This window comes from Pseudomonas sp. UBA4194 (assembly GCF_002379585.1).
Lineage (GTDB): Bacteria > Pseudomonadota > Gammaproteobacteria > Pseudomonadales > Pseudomonadaceae > Aquipseudomonas.
Window position 1 is genome coordinate 35,819 of record NZ_DFUE01000070.1, and the last position, 17,876, is coordinate 53,694.

Consider the following 17,876-nt stretch of genomic DNA (forward strand, 5'->3'; position numbering starts at 1 on the left):
GCACTTCACTCCGCAGCACGACAAGGGCGCCAAGCGCCGTTAGAATCAAGGGCTTCGCTGCCCGGATATAGTAAGCATGTTCTGGTTACTGGCGCTGTGCGCCTACCTGCTTGGCTCGCTGTCCTTCGCCATCGTGCTCAGCCGCGCGACGGGCAACCCCGACCCGCGAATGAGCGGTTCAGGCAACGCCGGCGCCACCAACATGTTGCGCCTGGCCGGAAAAAAGCTCGCCATCCTCACTCTGCTGGGCGACTTGTGCAAGGGCTTGTTGCCCGTGCTGGTCGCCGCCTGGTGCAGCCTGCCCGTGCAGCAACAAGCCTGGGTAGGCTTGTGTGCGGTGCTCGGGCACCTATTCCCGCTGTACTTCCGTTTCAAGGGCGGCAAGGGTGTCGCCACGGCCGCCGGTGTGCTGCTGGGGTTGTATCCGCCGGCAGCGCTGTTGGCAGTAGTTGCCTGGGCCCTGACCTTCTCCCTTACGCGTACCAGTTCCCTCGCGGCCTTGATCGCCACCCCGCTGACCCTGCCGCTGCTGGCCTGGCAACACCCCGAAGCACTGTTGCCGATGAGCGTGCTGACGGCGTTGATCGTGTGGCGGCACCGGGCCAATCTGCGCGATCTGCTGGCCGGTCGCGAACGGCATTTCTAAGGCTGGCTCGGGCGGCGCAGGGGCTGCCCCCCAGCGTCTTAAATCGCCGGCAACTGCTCCATCGGCCAGCGCGCCTGTACGCTGATGGCCAGGCTTTCATGCTGCCCCGCCAGCAGCCGTTGGCAACCGGCATAGGCAATCATGGCGCCGTTATCGGTGCAGAACTGCGGCCTGGCGTAGTACACGTGCCCATTGAACTCGCCGAGCATTTTCTCCAGCGCCTCGCGCAGCGACGCGTTGGCGCTGACGCCACCGGCAATCACCAGCCGCTTGAGGCCGGTCTGCTTGAGGGCACGGCGACATTTGTAGGTGAGAGTGTCGACCACCGCCTGCTGGAAGGCCAGGGAGATGTCGCAACGGGTTTGCTCGCCGTCGTCTCCGGCACTTTTGCACTGCTGCCAGGTGTTGAGGGCGAAGGTTTTCAAGCCGCTGAAGCTGAAGTCCAGGCCAGGGCGATCGCACATCGGCCGAGGGAAGGTGAAACGGCCCGCCACGCCTTGGGTCGCCAGGCGCGCGATTTCCGGGCCGCCCGGGTAATTCAGGCCGATCAGCTTGGCCGTCTTGTCGAACGCTTCGCCGGCGGCATCGTCCAGGGTCTCGCCCAACAGGGCGTATTGACCGATGCCATCGACCTGCACCAGCTGCGTGTGCCCACCGGACACCAACAGGGCGACGAACGGAAACTCGGGGGGCTGCTCTTCGAGCATGGGCGCCAGCAGGTGACCTTCCATGTGGTGCACGCCCAACGCCGGGATATCCCAAGCGAAAGCCAGGGCCTGGGCACACGAGGCGCCCACCAGCAGCGCACCGACCAGTCCCGGCCCGGCCGTATAGGCAATGGCATCGATCTCGGTGGCAGCGCAGTCGGCCTCGGCCAGCACCTGGCGGATCAACGGCAGCATGCGCTTGACGTGATCGCGCGAGGCGAGCTCGGGCACCACACCGCCGTAGGCGCGGTGCAGGTCGATCTGGCTGAACAGCGCATCGGCCAACAGGCCGCGCTCACTGTCATATAATGCGACGCCGGTTTCGTCGCAGGACGTTTCCAATCCCAGTACTAGCATGGCCCAGGCCTTGTGGAGCTGTGTTCGAAGGCGCGCATGATAGTCGGCCAACGGTGCACCGACCAGCGGTTTTCGATCAGAGGCTTTGCATTCCTGCCGGGTAAGGGTTAACATCCGCAACCCTTAAAAACCGACGTACTTATGCGCGCTTTTGCCATGAGATGTCGACCCCGGTAATGAATGAAGGTAGCTCTGGATGCCAGCCGTCAAAGTTAAAGAGAACGAACCCTTCGACGTAGCTCTGCGTCGTTTCAAGCGCTCCTGCGAAAAAGCCGGTGTACTGGCTGAAGTTCGTAGCCGCGAATTTTACGAGAAGCCGACTTCGGAGCGTAAGCGCAAGGCAGCAGCCGCTGTCAAACGCCACGCCAAGAAAGTCCAGCGCGAACAGCGCCGCGCCGTTCGTTTGTACTAATACACAGACGTTCGTCGCAAGCTTCTGCCTCGCCCGGCTTCCAGCCGGGCTGCCGGCAGTTGCCGCTACACCCCGCCTCACACGTCAGAACTGGCTTCATCGCCAGGTCGTGCACGTCATTCTGACGAGCCCTGCAAGGCTGCAGACGAGCACACTCTTTTCTTCGCAAACGCCCTCATTCGAGTTCAGCCCTTGGCCGCTTTCGAACGAATGGACGTTTCCGATACGCAATTCTGGGCAAGAAAGCCTGCCCGATCGGCTTTCAAAAGATACACTTCTGCTCCTGGGCTGATGATGACGAGAACGCCATGGCAGGGCTGATTCCACAAGGCTTCATTGACGACCTGCTCAACCGCACCGACATCGTCGACGTGGTGCAGTCGCGCGTGCAAATGAAGAAAGCAGGCAAGAACTACACCGCCTGCTGCCCTTTCCACAAGGAAAAGACCCCTTCGTTCAGCGTCAGCCCCGACAAGCAGTTCTATTACTGCTTCGGTTGCGGCGCAGGCGGCAACGCCCTTGGCTTCATCATGGACCACGACAACCTGGACTTTCCCCAGGCGGTCGAGGAACTGGCCAAGGCGGCCGGCATGGAAGTCCCCCGCGAAGAGGGCGGGCGCAACCACAAGCCGCGCCAGCCCACGGATTCACCGTTGTACCCGCTGCTCGAAGCGGCTGCCGAATTCTATCGCCAAGCCCTCAAGAGCCACCCGCAGCGCCGCGCCGCCGTCGATTACCTCAAAGGCCGCGGCCTGTCCGGCGAGATTGCCCGGGACTTCGGTCTGGGTTTCGCACCGCCGGGCTGGGACAACCTGTTCAAGCACCTGAGCAGCGATACCTTGCAGCAAAAGGCCATGATCGACGCTGGCCTGCTGGTGGAAAATGCCGACTCCGGCAAGCGCTATGACCGCTTTCGCGACCGCGTGATGTTCCCCATCCGCGACAGCCGCGGACGTGTGATCGCCTTTGGTGGACGGGTGCTGGGCGATGACAAGCCCAAGTACCTGAACTCGCCGGAAACCCCGGTGTTCCACAAGGGCCAGGAGCTCTACGGCCTGTACGAGGCGCGCAAGAACAACCGCAACCTCGACGAGATCATCGTGGTCGAGGGCTACATGGATGTCATCGCCCTGGCCCAGCAAGGCCTGCGCAATGGCGTCGCCACCCTGGGCACGGCGACCAGTGAGGAGCACCTCAAGCGTCTGTTCCGGGTGGTGCCCAGCGTGCTGTTCTGCTTCGACGGCGACCAGGCCGGCCGCAACGCCGCCTGGCGCGCACTGGAAGCCACGCTGTCGAGCCTGCAGGACGGGCGCAAGGCGCGCTTCCTGTTCCTGCCCGAGGGCGAGGACCCGGACACTCTGATTCGCGCCGAGGGCACTGATGCCTTCCGCGCACGCATCAATCAACATGCACAACCGCTGGCCGACTATTTCTTCCAGCAGCTGACCGAAGAAGCCGATCCTCGCTCGCTCGAAGGCAAGGCGCACATGGCCACCCTGGCTGCGCCACTGATCGACAAGGTGCCTGGCGCCAACCTGCGCACATTGATGCGCAATCGCCTGGCGGAAATCACCGGGTTGAGTGGCGAAGCCGTGAACCAGTTGGTGCAGAACGCACCCAGTGCGCCCATGCCCAGCCACGATCCGCTGGCCGATTACGACTCGATGCCTGGCTATTCGCCAGATTTCAGTGACTTTCATGCGCCGCCTGCGTTCGAACCACAACAGCAGGAATGGCAGCCGAAGAAAAACGGCGGCAAGAAGTGGGAAGGCAAACCGTGGAATGGCAAGGGCAAGCGCGATTTCGAACCGCGTCCCCAGCCGCGCACGCCAGTGACCGTGGAACCACCGACGCTCAGCGCCTTGCGCACGTTGCTGCACCACCCTCAGCTGGCCGAGAAAGTGGAGGACGCCAGCCACTTCGCTGACGAAGAACACGTCTACGCCCAGCTTTTGGTCGCACTGCTCGAAGCCTTGCAGAAGAATCCTAAGCTACGCTCTCTACAATTGATCGCGCGCTGGCACGGCACCGAGCAGGGAAAACTTTTACGCGCATTGGCCGAGAAAGAATGGCTGATCGATGCCGATAACCTTGAACAACAGTTTTTCGACACTATAACTAGCTTGTCCGCCCGCCAACGCGAGCGTTGTCTTGAGCATTTGCTCAGGAAATCAAGACAGAGTGAACTGAGCGCAGAGGAAAAAAATCAGCTGCGCGAGCTGCTTAGCCGCACTGTTCACGCACAAACCCCGACCTCAACTGGCGCGTGAGGTCCTAGCTCGGGTATAATCCTCGGCTTGTTTTTTGCCCGCCAAGACCTTCAGTGGATAGGGTGTTATGTCCGGAAAAGCGCAACAGCAGTCTCGCATCAAAGAGTTGATCACCCGCGGTCGTGAGCAGGGCTACCTGACTTACGCGGAGGTCAACGACCACCTGCCCGAGGATATTTCAGATCCGGAGCAGGTGGAAGACATCATCCGCATGATCAACGACATGGGGATCAACGTATTCGAGAGTGCTCCGGATGCGGATGCCCTTTTGTTGGCCGAAGCCGACACCGACGAAGCAGCCGCTGAAGAAGCAGCCGCAGCGTTGGCGGCCGTGGAAACCGACATCGGTCGCACTACCGACCCGGTGCGCATGTACATGCGCGAAATGGGTACGGTAGAGCTGCTCACCCGTGAAGGCGAGATCGAAATCGCCAAGCGTATCGAAGAGGGCATCCGTGAAGTGATGGGCGCGATCGCGCACTTCCCCGGCACGGTGGCGCATATCCTCAGCGAATACGACCGAGTGACCACCGAAGGTGGCCGCCTGTCCGACGTGCTCAGCGGCTACATCGACCCGGACGACGGCATTGCGCCGCCGGCCGAAGTGCCGCCGCCTGTCGAAAAGAGCGCCGACAAGGCCGACGACAAGGATGACGACGAAGAAGAAAGCGACAGCGATGATGAGGAAGAGACCGAAAGTGGTCCGGACCCAGTCGTCGCCGCGCAACGCTTCGGCGCCGTCTCCGAGCAGCTCGACATCACCCTGAAGGCCCTGAAGAAGCACGGTCGCGACAGCAAGCAAGGCATTGCCGAGATGCTCCAGCTGGCCGAATTGTTCATGCCCATCAAGCTGGTGCCCAAACAGTTCGAAGGTCTGGTTGAACGCGTTCGCGGTGCACTGGATCGTTTGCGCCAGCAAGAGCGCGCCATCATGCAGTTGTGTGTGCGTGATGCACGTATGCCCCGCGCTGACTTCCTGCGTCAGTTCCCCGGCAACGAAGTCGATCAGAACTGGAGCGAGTCGCTGGCCAATGGCAAGGCCAAATATGCCGAAGCCCTGGGTCGCCTGCAGGCGGACATCCAGCGTTGCCAGCAGAAGCTCAGTGCCCTCGAAGCGGAAACCGGTCTGACCGTTGCCGAAATCAAGGACATCAACCGTCGCATGTCGATCGGCGAGGCCAAGGCCCGTCGCGCGAAGAAAGAGATGGTTGAAGCCAACCTGCGTCTGGTGATCTCGATCGCCAAGAAGTACACCAACCGTGGCCTGCAATTCCTCGATCTGATCCAGGAAGGCAACATCGGCTTGATGAAGGCAGTGGACAAGTTCGAATACCGTCGCGGGTACAAGTTCTCGACGTACGCCACCTGGTGGATCCGTCAGGCCATCACCCGCTCGATCGCCGATCAGGCGCGCACCATCCGTATTCCGGTGCACATGATCGAGACGATCAACAAGCTCAACCGTATTTCTCGGCAGATGCTGCAGGAAATGGGTCGCGAACCGACCCCGGAAGAGCTGGGCGAGCGCATGGAGATGCCTGAGGACAAGATCCGCAAGGTATTGAAGATCGCCAAAGAGCCGATCTCCATGGAAACGCCAATCGGCGACGACGAAGACTCCCATCTGGGCGACTTCATCGAGGACTCCACCATGCAGTCGCCGATCGACGTGGCCACTGTGGAAAGCCTCAAGGAAGCCACCCGCGAAGTACTGGGCGGTCTGACCGCACGGGAAGCCAAGGTGCTGCGCATGCGCTTTGGTATCGACATGAATACCGACCACACCCTTGAGGAGGTCGGCAAGCAGTTCGATGTGACCCGCGAGCGGATTCGTCAGATCGAAGCCAAGGCGTTGCGCAAGCTGCGCCACCCGACGAGAAGCGAGCATCTGCGCTCCTTCCTCGACGAGTAATACCAGAACCCCCGGCCCTGCCGGGGGTTTTGCATTTCAGGGGGAACGCAATCGCCGCCCGGTCTGATTTGTTCCGAATGTTTCCCCACACCTCTTCCCGGCCGACTGCCCTGCCGACTACACTCGGTGAACTTTCGCTGGTCGTATGAGGCCGCCATGCGCCAATTGCCGGCCCTTTTGCTGTTGATCGTGCTAGCAGGATCAGCACTGGCCGACACCCCTCCCTTGCCCAGCAGTACCGACACAGGGCGTGCCCAGCATCTTGACTCAGCTCCGGATGCCGATGGCATTCGCCCCCAGCTTGCCCCAGCATCTGTGGACGGCACCGGCCCGGCCAGTCCCGAGGCCACCGATTGGTACAACGCCCTGCTCTATGGTTTGCCCGGCCTGGTGATGCTGATGATTGCCCTGGCGGTGGTGATTCGCATCAATCGCCGCCTGACTTCGGAAATTGGTCGCCGCATTGCGCTGGAACAGGAACTGCGCAGCAGCGAATACCATTACCGCGGCCTGATCGAGAGCCTGTCGGCCATCGCCTGGGAAGCCGACCCCGCCACCTACGCCTATAGCTACGTCTCGCCCCACGCCGAGGCCTTGCTGGGTTATCCACAGAGCGAATGGCGGCAGCCGGGGTTCTGGCAGCGCATTCTGCACCCGGAGGACAGCGATTGGGCATCGGCCTACTGCGCCGCGCAGACCGCTGCCGGGCGCGGGCACTTCCTCGAGTATCGGGTGCTGACCGCCGACCGCCGATGCCTGTGGGTGCGCGATATCGTCAGCATGATCGAGCAGGAACCCAAGCCGGTGATGCGCGGGCTGATGATCGATATCACCGAAGCCAAGAAGATCGAAGAGGCCCAGCGCCTGTCGGAGCAGAAGTTCGCCTCGGTGTTCCGTCAGTGCCCGGACATTCTGGTCATCGCCAGGGTCAGCGACGGCTGCCTGCTGGAGGTTAACGAGGCCTTCGAGGAACAGATCGGCCTGCCTGCCGCGCGGGTAGTCGGCCGCCCGGCGAGCACGCTCGACATCTGGGGAAGTGAAGGGGTAGCCCCTCGGCTTCTGCGGCGTCTGAAGACCGGCAGCATCCGCAACCTGGAGATGAGCTTTCGCCGCGACAACGGCGAGATGTTCACCGGGCTCTTGTCCGCCGAACCCTTCGACCTGGACACCACCCCCGCGCTGGTGGTGGTAGTGCGTGACATCACTCAGCTCAAGGAGACCCAGCAGAAGCTGCAGATTTCCGAGGAGAAGTTCGCCAAGGCGTTCCATGCCTCGCCCGACGGCATGCTGCTGACACGCCAGAGTGACGGCCTGCTGTTGGAAGCCAACGAAGGTTTCACCTTGATTACCGGCTACCAGACCGCCTTTACCCTGGACCGCTCATTGCTCGAGCTGGGCATATGGGTGGACCTGGGCGAGCGCCAGCGGCTGCTGGAACAGCTCAACCGCGAAGGCTCGGTGCGCGACTTCACGTGCCTGATCCGTCGTATCGACGGTCAGATCCGCCTGTGCGAGCTCTCTGCCCGCCCTCTTCCCATTGGCGGCGTCGATTGCATGCTGACCATCGCCCGGGACATCACCGAGCGCCAGCAGATGCAGCAGAAGCTGGCGCTGTCTGCAACCGTGTTCGAGAGCACCGCCGAGGGGGTGTTGATTACCGATACCCAGCAACGCATCAGTGCCGTCAACCGAGCCTTCACCCAGATCACCGGCTTCAGCGAGCAGGAGGCACTGGGTGAAACCCCACGCCTGCTCGCGTCCGGGCAACATGACAGCGCGTTCTATGTGGCCATGTGGCACTGCCTGGCGGCCGAGGGCCACTGGCAGGGGGAGATCTGCAACCGGCGCAAGAACGGCGAGCTCTACCCCAGCTGGCTGACCATCAGTTCGGTGCGCAACAGCGACGAGGTAATCACGCACTTCGTTGCCGTGTTCGCCGACATCTCCAGCCTCAAGCATGCCCAGGCCCGGCTGGACTACCAGGCCCACCACGACCCGCTCACCGGGCTGCCGAACCGTACCCTGTTCGAGAGCCGCCTGCATGCCGCCCTCGCCCACCAGCAGGAGGCCAGCAGCCAAGGCGCGGTGCTGTTTCTGGACCTGGACCGGTTCAAGCACATCAACGACAGCCTGGGCCATCCGGTGGGCGACCTGCTGCTCAAGGGCATCGCCCAGCGGCTCAAGGAACAGGTGCGTGACATCGACACCGTGGCGCGGCTGGGCGGCGACGAGTTCATTATCCTGCTGCCTGGCCTCAGCCACGCCAGCGACGCCGAGCACATCGCTGCCAAGGTGCTGGCCTGCTTCGCCGCACCGTTCCAGGCCGGTGAGCATGAGTTCTTCACCAGCGCCAGCATCGGCACCAGCCTCTACCCTCAGGATGGCACCGACGTGGCCACCCTGGTGAAGAATGCCGACGCCGCCATGTACCGCTCCAAGGCCAAGGGCCGCAACCGGGTGGAAAGCTACACCCGCGATCTGACCACCCAGGCAACGACCCGCGTAGCCATGGAGCATGAGCTGCGCCGGGCCATCGAGCGGGGCGAGATGAGCTTGAGCTACCAACCCAAGTTCAGCCTCAGCAGCCAGTCGCTGGTGGGCGCCGAGGCATTGATTCGCTGGACCCACCCCAACTTCGGCGAGGTGCCGCCCGAGCAGTTCATTTCTCTGGCCGAAGAGAACGGCATGATCCTGCAGCTGGGCGACTGGGTACTGGAGCGCGCCTGCCGGCAGATGCGCGATTGGGGCTATCTCTATGATGCATTCGGCACCCTGTCGGTGAACCTGGCGGGCGCGCAGTTGCGCCAACCCAACCTGCTCAAGCGGATCGAAGGCCTGCTGCAGGAATGCAACCTGCGCCCTGAATCACTGCAACTGGAGATTACCGAGAACTTCATCATGAGCCAGGCCGAAGAAGCCCTGGCCGTGCTGCATCAGCTCAAGCGCCTGGGTGTGCAACTGGCCATCGACGACTTCGGCACCGGCTATTCCTCCCTCAGCTACCTCAAGCGCCTGCCCCTGGATATCCTTAAGATCGACCAGTCATTCGTGCGCGGCCTGCCCGACGACACTCACGACGCCGCCATCGTGCGCGCCATCATCGCCCTGGGCCGCAGCATGCAGCTGACGGTGATTGCCGAGGGTGTGGAAACCCAGGCCCAGCAAGCTTTCCTGGCCGAGGAAGGCTGCGAACAGATCCAGGGCTACATCGTCAGCCTGCCCCTGCCCGCCGAGGAATTCGCCGCGACCTTTCTTCGTATGCGTCTTTCCGATTATTCGGATAGCACTGCCGGGAATCCATCGCTATAATCGGCGACCTTCTGGGGCCTATAGCTCAGTTGGTTAGAGCAGGGGACTCATAATCCCTTGGTCGCAGGTTCGAGTCCTGCTGGGCCCACCAATTTCCTGTAATATAGCTTTGCGTCGACCCAACGGATTGGGCCTACACCTTAAAAGCCTGTACACGGAGTCAACGATGGCTAATCTGTTTGACGTAGCGAAATACATCACCGAAAAAACCGGTTCGGTTTCTGCCATGAAGCTGCAGAAATTGATGTTCTATTCGCAAGCCTGGCACCTGGTCTGGGTTGAAGAGCCGCTCTTTCCAGATGATTTTCAAGCCTGGGCCAACGGACCAGTTTTGCCTACGCTGTATGCCCGACATAGGGGCCAGTTCAAGGTTGACTCGACGTTGTTCAGCTCCAGCGACTCGTCGCACCTGAGCGTTGCGGAGCGCGAAAGTGTCGATAAGGTGTTGAGCTTCTATGGAGAACACACCGCGCAGTGGCTCAGCAACCTTACCCATCAAGAAAGGCCATGGCTCGAAGCCCGTGGCGATCTGCCTCTTGGCGCTAGTTCTGAGGCCGTAATACCTCACTCAGCCTTACACGAATACTATTCTTCGCTGTAATTGCCGAGGTCTCCATGGTCAGTAAACGAGAAGCGCGAGAGCGTCGGCAGGCAGCCGCGCGTGAAAAATTCGACTCACATAAAGCAATGCTCATTTCGCGGGTCAATCCAGACCCAATGCCAAGAGTGGCTGTAACCCCGCCAAACCATTCTGAGCCAAGGCTCCCTCCCCACCAGCGTCGCGCTGCAGATGCAGCAGCTAGACAGCCCAACACAATTGAAGACGGCAGCCGCTTCGGGCATCGCGTCACATGGTGCAGAACCCGAGCCGACCTCAGCGATAGCTGGTCTTGGGGGGAGCCTAGATCGTGGACGTCGACAGAATGGGATCAGACAATCCTTCCACCGTTTGCCCTGTTTGGAAATCTGACATGGAAAGAGATCGATGCATTTTCGTCTGAGTCGGGTCATAAAATGCATCACGGTCACGAAGTCAGTGACCTGGTCAGCGAGGCTCAAAAGCGCTGGATTGCACTGGATCTGGAGCAGTTCGATTCGGTGTTCCGCTTTCGTCTTGGCGGCACCAAGCGGGTATGGGGCTACATCGTTCAAGCCCACTTCCATATCGTATGGTGGGACCGCTTACACTCCATTTATCCCTCAGAGATGCATTGAGCACGGTTGTATCGTCTATATATGGAGCCGGCCATGACCAGTGCAGATCTCACCCGTACCATCCTCCCGGATGAGAAGGAAAAAGCGGCGGCAGTGGCGTCGAGCCGCCAGCTTGCTGCCTTCCTCTCGACCACCCTCGATACCCAGCGCATTGAGTTAGTTGATGATGCTCAGCAACGAGAAGTCATCGAACTTCCTACGTTCGCCCTTCGCTTACTGGGCGATATCCTCAGCGAGTTGGCCATGGGTAACGCTGTCAAGGTCGTCCCGATCCATGCCGAGCTCACCACTCAGGAAGCCGCCGATCTACTGAACGTGTCACGCCCCCATTTGGTGAAGCTGCTGGATGAGGGTGTTCTGCCGCACACCAAGACGGGTCGTCATCGGCGGGTAAGGTTCGCTGACCTCATGGGCTATAAGGAGCAGCGTGAGCAGGCGAGTCGCGGTGCTATGGCCGAGCTAGCCGCGCAGGCACAAAAGTTGGGGTACGAATAACATCGGGGCTGATCGTTTGCGGCTCTTTTAACGGATGCTTGGCATCGTTATCTGTGGGGGCAGTACTGGCCCCATCGCGGGCAGAGCCCGCTCCCACAGGGTTTGGGGTGTTCTTTGGGGATGTGTTGGGCATTTTAGGGGGCGTGGGTGTGGCAGAATGGGGTTCACTTTGTGGGGGGCTTGGCAGCCTTGAGAATCCTGGCGTTTCTGATCTGTTGCGTGGCGATGGGGTACGGGCTGTTCAGGCCAGAGCCGCCGCCTGAGCTGTTCGAGGATTCGGACAAGTTTTTCCATGTGGTGGCGTTTGCCGGGCTGGCGTTTGTCACGCGTCTGGCGTTTCCCTTTGCGCCGGCGTGGCTGGTGTGGGGCTTGTTGTATGCCCAGGGGCCGGTGCTGGAGTATCTGCAGCACTTTTTGCGCAGTACGCGGATGTTCAGTTATGGGGATATCTTTGCCAATTTCTGTGGGGTGACGTTGGCGTTGGTGACGTGGGTGGTGGTGAATTCGGTTTGGCGGCGGTGGCGGGCTGTGGTGTAGGGCTGGTGGGCCTCATCGCGGGTAGAACCCGCTCCCACAAGGGCATGGTGGCAGGAGAACGCTGGGGCGGGCCCCAGCGGGTGTTCTATTTGGCTTGCAGGCGGTAGCCCACCAGGTTCTTGTCCAGGCGGTAGTCATCGCTGATGTGGCCGCAATAGCTGGTGCGGGGCAGGAAGGCGCCGGCGCCGGCCATGTAGACGCCGATGTCCTTGGCTCGCTCGCAGCCTTCGAGCTTGCGTCCGCTGAGCAGTCCGGCGGCCTGGGCCGAGCGCAGGGCGCCCATGGGGGTCCAGTCGGCGATGATCAACGAGCCCGGAGGCGCCAGGGTTTCGTAGGTGCGCACGAACTCTTCGGCGGAGCGGTCTTGCAGGTAGGGCACCATGAAGTAGTGAATGTCATTGCGAAACGGCAGCGCTTCGGTGTGCACCGGCAGCTTGACCATGCCGTTGGAGTAGATCACCCACATCACCAGCACAGCCACCGGGCCCGCCAGCGGCGAGAGGTACAGCAGGCCTGCGCCCGTGCGGTTCTGTGGCAGCCGTTGGCTGAGTTGCACCACGCCCAGAATGCTGGCCAGGGCCACGCCGGGCAGGAAGAACTCGAAGCGGTCGTGCACGTTGTACGACACCGCGAACGCCAGGTTCAGGATCAGTGCGGCCCACAGCAGTTGCAACGGTCGGGTCTTGGGGAAGAACACCAGGCCGAAGATCTGCGGACCGATCAGCGACAGCGCCAGCAGCGTCACTGCGTTCTTCTCGTGCCAGAGCATGTCGAAGCGAAACAGCGAGCTTTCCCAGCCGGCGTTCACGGCGCGTGGATCGGTGCCGGTGAGGAAGCGGCGGATGATCTCGAACAGGTTCAGGCCTTCGTTCATGTCGTTGAGGATGGCCGGCAGGCTGACCGCGAAACCCAGCGCGAAGCCCGGCACGGTCAGCCAGATACGTGCGCGGTACTGCACCAGCAGTTGCACGTACAGCGGCAGCAGCACGATGAAGGTGAGCTGGTGGATGCCGGCGCCGATGCCGGTGAGCACGCCGATCAGCAGCAGCCGCGCGGTCAGGCCCAGGCTGGTACGGTTGTCGAAGTACAGCCAGTAGGCACCGAGCACGAACACCGTGTGCAGCAGGTACACCTCAGACTTGGTCGAGACCCAGAACATCGAGTGCCCCAGTACCGCGGCGGCGGCGGCCAGGATCGCCAGGTTGCGCGAAACGCCTACGCTTGAAGCGATGCCATAGACCAGCAGCGTCATGGGGAACAGCAGGATCGAATTCATCAGGCTGAGCACGTGCATGCCGAACAGCGTGTAGAAGCCGGTGATGAAGAACTGATAGGAGGGGTGACTCAAAGGCCCCAGCGAATCGCTGAAAAAATTGCCCTCGGTGGCGTCGGCCAGGAACATGCCGTTGTCCATCCACTGGACCGGGCCGCTGGAGGCGAGAAAGCTGGCGATGATCGCCGCTGCCAGCAACAGCAGCGTGATCGGGCCGGACAACTGAATGCCACGGGTCGTGTTCATGATCTAGCTCCTTTATCTAGGGTCTGGCAGGTACTGGCTCGGTGGCGTTACAGGTTCAAGCGTTTGAACACGGGCTGGGGGATGGAGCGGATGATCAACATGATCAAGCCCCAGAAGCCTGGTGCGTAAAGGGTCGGTACCTTTTGCGTGATGCCGCTGACGATGCGCTTGGCCACGGCGGCCGGCTTGGCCACCAGTGCTGCGGGCAGGGGCAGGCCTTGGGTCATGGGCGTGTCGACGAACCCCGGCTTGATGGTGATCACGTGCACGCCGACCTTGAACAGGCGCGCCCGCAGCCCTTCGCAAAAGGTCGACACCGCGGCCTTGGCCGTGCCGTACAGGTAGTTCGAGGGCCGCCCGCGATCACCGGCCACCGAGGAGATCACTGCCAGGGTGCCGCAACGCTGGCGTTCCAGCTGGTTGGCCAGGCGCGTCAGCAGGGCGATCACCGAGGTGCCGTTGTTGTTGAACTCGCGCAGGGCCACGTTCACATCCTGCTCGCAGGCCTTCTGGTCGGGCAGCGTGCCATGGGCGATCAAGACGATGTCGATCTGGCCCAAGGCGCTGACGCAACTGTCGAGCATGGCCTGGTGTGCGCCCATGTCGGTGGCGTCCATCTGATGCCGGTAGATGGTGCCCGCCCCTCGGCCTTGCAGGTCGGACGCGGTCTGTTCGAGCTTTTCGCTGTTGCGCGCCACCAGGAAAAAATCACAACGTTCGCCCGCCCACAGGCGGGCGCAAGCGGTGGCGATGGCGGACGTGGCGCCGATGATCAGGACTTTTTTCATAGGATGACTCGTTTCCAGAATCGAGACAGCAAAGTGGGATCGCGCAGTGCTTCGAGTTGCTCCCACGCGGGGTAGGCCTGGCGGAAGTCGCTACCGCTCATGTGCGCGTCCTTGGCCGGGTAGAGCCGCCCGCCGGCTTGGCGCACGATGGCGTCGAGGCGGGGAAACAGGTGTCGTTCCAGGCTTTCGCGCTGGGGAAAATCCAGGGCCAGTGACACGCCAGGCAGGGGGAAAGACAGCAACCCTGGCGAAGGTATGTCGCCGCAGCGCTTGAGCACGGCCAGGAACGAGCCCTGCCCCGCGTCGGCGATGGCTGCCAACACATCGCGCAAGGCGAACTCGGCGCTGGCATCGGGTATCACGCACTGGTATTGCTGAAAGCCCTTGCGGCCATAGATGCGGTTCCAGTGCAGGATGCCGTCCAGCGGGTAGAAGAACGGCTGGTAGCCGCTGCGCTTGAAAGTGGATTGCTTGGGGTGCAGGCGCCAGTACGCCGCGTTGAACGCGCGCAGCGAGAGGGTGTTGATCAGCGACAGCGGTGGCGTCAGCGGTACCTGCCACTTCTTTTGCGCGGCCACTTCCAGGCTGCCGTAGGGCGCATGATCGCCCACGATGAATACCCCGCGACCGGTGTCGCTGCCCTTGGCCAGGCAATCGATCCAGGCCACGCTGTATTCATGCACAGGGTCGAGTTCGGCGGACAAGGCGAAGAACTCGCCCAGGTTGTTGAAGCGCACCACGTGGCTGTCGATCTGGCTGGCGCGGATCGGCAGCAACTGGATCAGGGCACAGGTGATCACCCCGGTCAGACCCAGGCCGCCAATGGTGGCGGCGAACAGCTCGGGGTGGCTGTCGGGAGCACACACCAGCACTTCTTCAGCATGGCGCAGCAAGCCGAATTCCAGCACATGACGGCCGAAAGTGCCGCGCACGTGGTGGTTCTTGCCATGCACGTCGTTGGCGATGGCGCCGCCCACGGTGACGAACTGAGTGCCCGGTGTGACCGGCAGGAACCAGCCACGGGGTATGGCCACCTGCAGAATCTCGGCCAGGGTCACGCCGGCTTCCAGCAACAGGGTGCCGCGCTGCCAATCGGCGTCGATCAGGCGATCCAGGCTGCGCATGTGCAATACGCTGTCACTGGCCGCCAGGCAACTGTCGCCATAGCTGCGGCCATTGCCGTAGGGCAAGGTCTGGCCGTGGGCGGTCACCAGATTGTCGAAGCAGGCGGGCAGTTGCGCCTGCCAGGTGCATGAACTCGACTGCTGCGGCGCTTGTGGGTAACGCCCCCACGAATACAAAGGCACCTTCATGCAGCAACCCAGAACACCACGCAGAACAGCACGCCGATCACCTGGCTCATGCGGTCGCGGATGGCGAATACAACCGGGTCGTCGTTCATCTGGCCGCGATGGGTGAGCATCCAGACTCGGGTGATCCAGAACAGCAGCAGCGGGCAGGCCAGCCAGATCACATGGGGCAGGCCGTACAGCGCCGCCGTGGCGCTGTCATGGATGTACAGCGCCAGGACCATGACCGCCAGGTAACCGGTGGAGGCGCCCAGCGAGGAAATCATGTCCAGGTCGCCCGGGTAATAGCCGCGGCCACGGGTCTTGTCCATCAGGTCACGCGAGCGCGCCTCGCGCAGCTCGGCATAACGTTTGACCAGGGCCAGACTGAGGAACATGAACATCGAGAACGCCAGGATCCAGAACGACAAGGTCAGGCTGAAGGCCGCGACGCCGGCAATGATCCGTGCCGTGTAGAGCATGGCCAGCACCACCACATCGATGGTCATCTGGCGCTTGAGGTAGAGCGAATAGGCCAGGGTCAGCAGGTAATAGGCGCCCAGTACGCCACTGAATTGCCAGGGCAGGAACAGTGCCGAGCCGATGAACGCGGTACCCAGCAGTATCGGCACGATGGTCAGACCGGCCTTGATCGACAGCTTGCCACTGGCAAAGGGTCGACGGCGTTTGCTCTGGTGATGGCGATCGTCGGCCAGGTCCAGGAGGTCGTTGAGCACATAGACACTGGAGGCACACAGGCCGAAGAACAGGAAGGCCAGCACACCGTAGAGCAGCTGTTGCGGCTCGCTGATGCGGTGCGCGGCCAGCAGCGGGACGAAGATCAGCATGTTCTTCATCCACTGGTGCAGGCGCAGGGCCTTGAGCCAGTCCTTGAGGCCGGCACGGTTGGATTCGATCACCTGGGTGACATTGCCATGAGCCTTGGCTCGGCTGGCCACACCGGCGTGGGGGTTGACCACCACGGCTTCGCGGGCGTGCTGCCACACCACCAGGTCGTCCATTGAATTGCCCAGATAGTCGTAGCCGCCTTCGCCGTACAGGTCCACCAGCAGGTCGCACTTGCGCTGGGCAGAGAGATTGCGGCGGGCATCGCTGGCCAGGACCTGGTCGAACAACTGCAGGTGGTCGGCGATGCGCTCGGCGAGGCTGATATGGCTGGCGGTAGCCAGGACGATCTTGCGGCCGTTGCGCCGCTCGGTCTGGATCAGCTCGATGACGGCCGGATCGTAGGGCAGTACGCTGACGTCGACCTGGGTCCGGGTGGCCAGGCCTTCCTTGAGCGCCGCTTTGCCCTTGAGCAACCAGCCGAACACTTTGAACAGCTGCAACGGCTGGCCACGAATGAACGCCATGGCGGTTTCGTAAAGCAGATCGGAGCGTAATAAAGTGCCGTCCAGATCCACAACTAACGGGGATCCTTGTTCCTCGACGCGTTCTTGGGCGATCGCCATGCTAGTTGCTCCTGCCGGACTTGGAAGGACTATAGAACGAATAAATAATTTGTTACTTTAATTAAATTAATTCGCACTCAACGCATTGGCGGTTGGCTGGCGCCAGAAAGGGAATGAGTTGAGTGAGTTTTTTCTGACGGCGCCAAAGTTTGTGGATACGCGTTGTATTGAATTGCTGGCGTATCGGTGCGATGGAAAAACCAACGGGTTACCGGCGCGTGGGGAAAGTCGGTCGTATAGAGAGCAGCTTATTGCGCAGTTTGGGACGGGTTTATTCTGACGCCGTCGCCGGGGGGACATGGCCTGCGCGGAGGCATTTTTTGAATCCTTGCCCAGAAGCTGGCCTAATCAGCAGGCAACTTGATGTCATGCACGGGGGGATTGATCAAAAATCGACCAGACAAGGCCCTCCCCGCGTGCAGATTCGCTTTACGATCAATCAGGAGTCTTCTTTTGCCCGACCACCGCCCGCCTTCGCTCGACGATATCGATCACCAACTGATCGCCGCGCTGCAGCTCAACGCTCGGGAGAGCGTGGCGATGCTGGCGCGTCAATTGGGCGTCGCCCGCACTACGGTGACGGCGCGCTTGGCGCGGCTGGAAAAGGCCCAGGTCATCACGGGTTATGGTGTACGGCTCGGGCGGCGGCTGATCGAAGGTGGATTGCAGGCGTATGTCGGGATCACCGTGCAGCCACGCTCGGGCAAAGAGGTGGTCCGGCGACTCAGCGCCATGGCTCAGGTGCAGCAGTTGTGCGCGGTGAGTGGGGAATTCGACTATGTGGCGTGGCTGCGCACGGAGTCGCCGGAGCAGCTGGATGGGTTGTTGGATCAGATAGGCAGTGTGGAAGGGGTGGAGAAGACCACCACATCGATCATTTTGAGCAGCAAGGTGGATCGGGGGTGAGATAGAGGGTGACTGGGCGGGCGCCTTCGCGGGCAGAGCCCG

At 61.7% G+C, this 17,876-nt stretch carries 14 protein-coding genes, 1 tRNA gene and 1 pseudogene; 11 read left to right on the forward strand and 5 right to left on the reverse strand.

Going from position 1 to position 17,876, the window contains the following annotated elements; genetic code table 11:
• Positions 1-76: 76 nt before the first annotated feature.
• The gene (plsY, locus tag B3397_RS17085) at positions 77-646 is read left to right on the forward strand and encodes a glycerol-3-phosphate 1-O-acyltransferase PlsY (RefSeq protein WP_296252253.1); all 570 of its coding nucleotides are present in this window, start codon (positions 77-79) and stop codon (positions 644-646) included.
• Between the two features lie 38 nt (positions 647-684).
• Here plsY and tsaD read toward each other — a convergent pair whose 3' ends face one another.
• On the reverse strand, positions 685-1,710 hold the full coding sequence (tsaD, locus tag B3397_RS17090) for a tRNA (adenosine(37)-N6)-threonylcarbamoyltransferase complex transferase subunit TsaD (protein WP_296252255.1): 1,026 nt from the start codon (positions 1,708-1,710) through the stop codon (positions 685-687).
• 196 nt (positions 1,711-1,906) lie between these two features.
• Here tsaD and rpsU point away from each other — a divergent pair, with 196 nt between their 5' ends.
• The 9 genes and pseudogenes from rpsU to B3397_RS17135 all read left to right on the forward strand — a co-directional run bounded on the left by rpsU (position 1,907) and on the right by B3397_RS17135 (position 11,860).
• Positions 1,907-2,122 carry a 30S ribosomal protein S21 gene (gene rpsU, locus B3397_RS17095; protein ID WP_002551877.1) on the forward strand — a complete coding sequence of 72 codons (216 nt, stop codon included), beginning with the start codon at positions 1,907-1,909 and terminating at the stop codon, positions 2,120-2,122.
• A 308-nt stretch (positions 2,123-2,430) separates the two neighbouring features.
• Positions 2,431-4,392, forward strand: coding sequence for a DNA primase (gene dnaG / locus B3397_RS17100; protein ID WP_296252347.1), 1,962 nt, complete (start codon positions 2,431-2,433; stop codon positions 4,390-4,392).
• A 67-nt stretch (positions 4,393-4,459) separates the two neighbouring features.
• Entirely contained in the window at positions 4,460-6,304 is a 1,845-nt protein-coding gene (rpoD, locus tag B3397_RS17105; protein ID WP_296252349.1) for an RNA polymerase sigma factor RpoD, read from the forward strand.
• A gap of 363 nt (positions 6,305-6,667) precedes the next feature.
• Positions 6,668-9,613 (forward strand): annotated as a pseudogene (locus tag B3397_RS17110) (sensor domain-containing protein); the annotation flags it as partial.
• A 14-nt stretch (positions 9,614-9,627) separates the two neighbouring features.
• A tRNA-Ile gene (locus B3397_RS17115) sits at positions 9,628-9,704 on the forward strand.
• Between the two features lie 75 nt (positions 9,705-9,779).
• Positions 9,780-10,214, forward strand: a complete 435-nt coding sequence (locus B3397_RS17120; RefSeq protein ID WP_296252350.1) for a Panacea domain-containing protein — start codon at positions 9,780-9,782, stop codon at positions 10,212-10,214.
• Positions 10,215-10,228: 14 nt separating this feature from the next.
• Positions 10,229-10,828 carry a hypothetical protein gene (locus tag B3397_RS17125; protein WP_296252352.1) on the forward strand — a complete coding sequence of 200 codons (600 nt, stop codon included), beginning with the start codon at positions 10,229-10,231 and terminating at the stop codon, positions 10,826-10,828.
• 33 nt (positions 10,829-10,861) lie between these two features.
• On the forward strand, positions 10,862-11,323 hold the full coding sequence (locus tag B3397_RS17130; RefSeq protein WP_296252355.1) for a helix-turn-helix domain-containing protein: 462 nt from the start codon (positions 10,862-10,864) through the stop codon (positions 11,321-11,323).
• Positions 11,324-11,503: 180 nt separating this feature from the next.
• Positions 11,504-11,860 carry a VanZ family protein gene (locus B3397_RS17135; RefSeq protein ID WP_296252357.1) on the forward strand — a complete coding sequence of 119 codons (357 nt, stop codon included), beginning with the start codon at positions 11,504-11,506 and terminating at the stop codon, positions 11,858-11,860.
• An 85-nt stretch (positions 11,861-11,945) separates the two neighbouring features.
• Here B3397_RS17135 and B3397_RS17140 read toward each other — a convergent pair whose 3' ends face one another.
• The 4 genes from B3397_RS17140 to B3397_RS17155 are packed head-to-tail and all read right to left on the reverse strand — an operon-like array spanning position 11,946 to position 16,928.
• Positions 11,946-13,379: a DUF2723 domain-containing protein gene (locus B3397_RS17140; protein WP_296252359.1), complete on the reverse strand. Its 1,434-nt coding sequence runs from the start codon at positions 13,377-13,379 to the stop codon at positions 11,946-11,948.
• A 47-nt stretch (positions 13,380-13,426) separates the two neighbouring features.
• Positions 13,427-14,167, reverse strand: coding sequence for an SDR family oxidoreductase (locus tag B3397_RS17145; RefSeq protein ID WP_296252361.1), 741 nt, complete (start codon positions 14,165-14,167; stop codon positions 13,427-13,429).
• On the reverse strand, positions 14,164-15,480 hold the full coding sequence (locus tag B3397_RS17150; RefSeq protein WP_296252363.1) for an FAD-binding oxidoreductase: 1,317 nt from the start codon (positions 15,478-15,480) through the stop codon (positions 14,164-14,166). The genes B3397_RS17145 and B3397_RS17150 overlap by 4 nt, the downstream gene beginning before the upstream one ends.
• Entirely contained in the window at positions 15,477-16,928 is a 1,452-nt protein-coding gene (locus B3397_RS17155; protein WP_296252365.1) for a UbiA family prenyltransferase, read from the reverse strand. The genes B3397_RS17150 and B3397_RS17155 overlap by 4 nt, the downstream gene beginning before the upstream one ends.
• A gap of 453 nt (positions 16,929-17,381) precedes the next feature.
• Here B3397_RS17155 and B3397_RS17160 point away from each other — a divergent pair, with 453 nt between their 5' ends.
• A complete protein-coding gene (locus B3397_RS17160; protein ID WP_296252367.1) occupies positions 17,382-17,834 on the forward strand; it encodes an Lrp/AsnC family transcriptional regulator in 453 nt (150 codons plus the stop codon).
• Positions 17,835-17,876 lie beyond the last annotated feature (42 nt).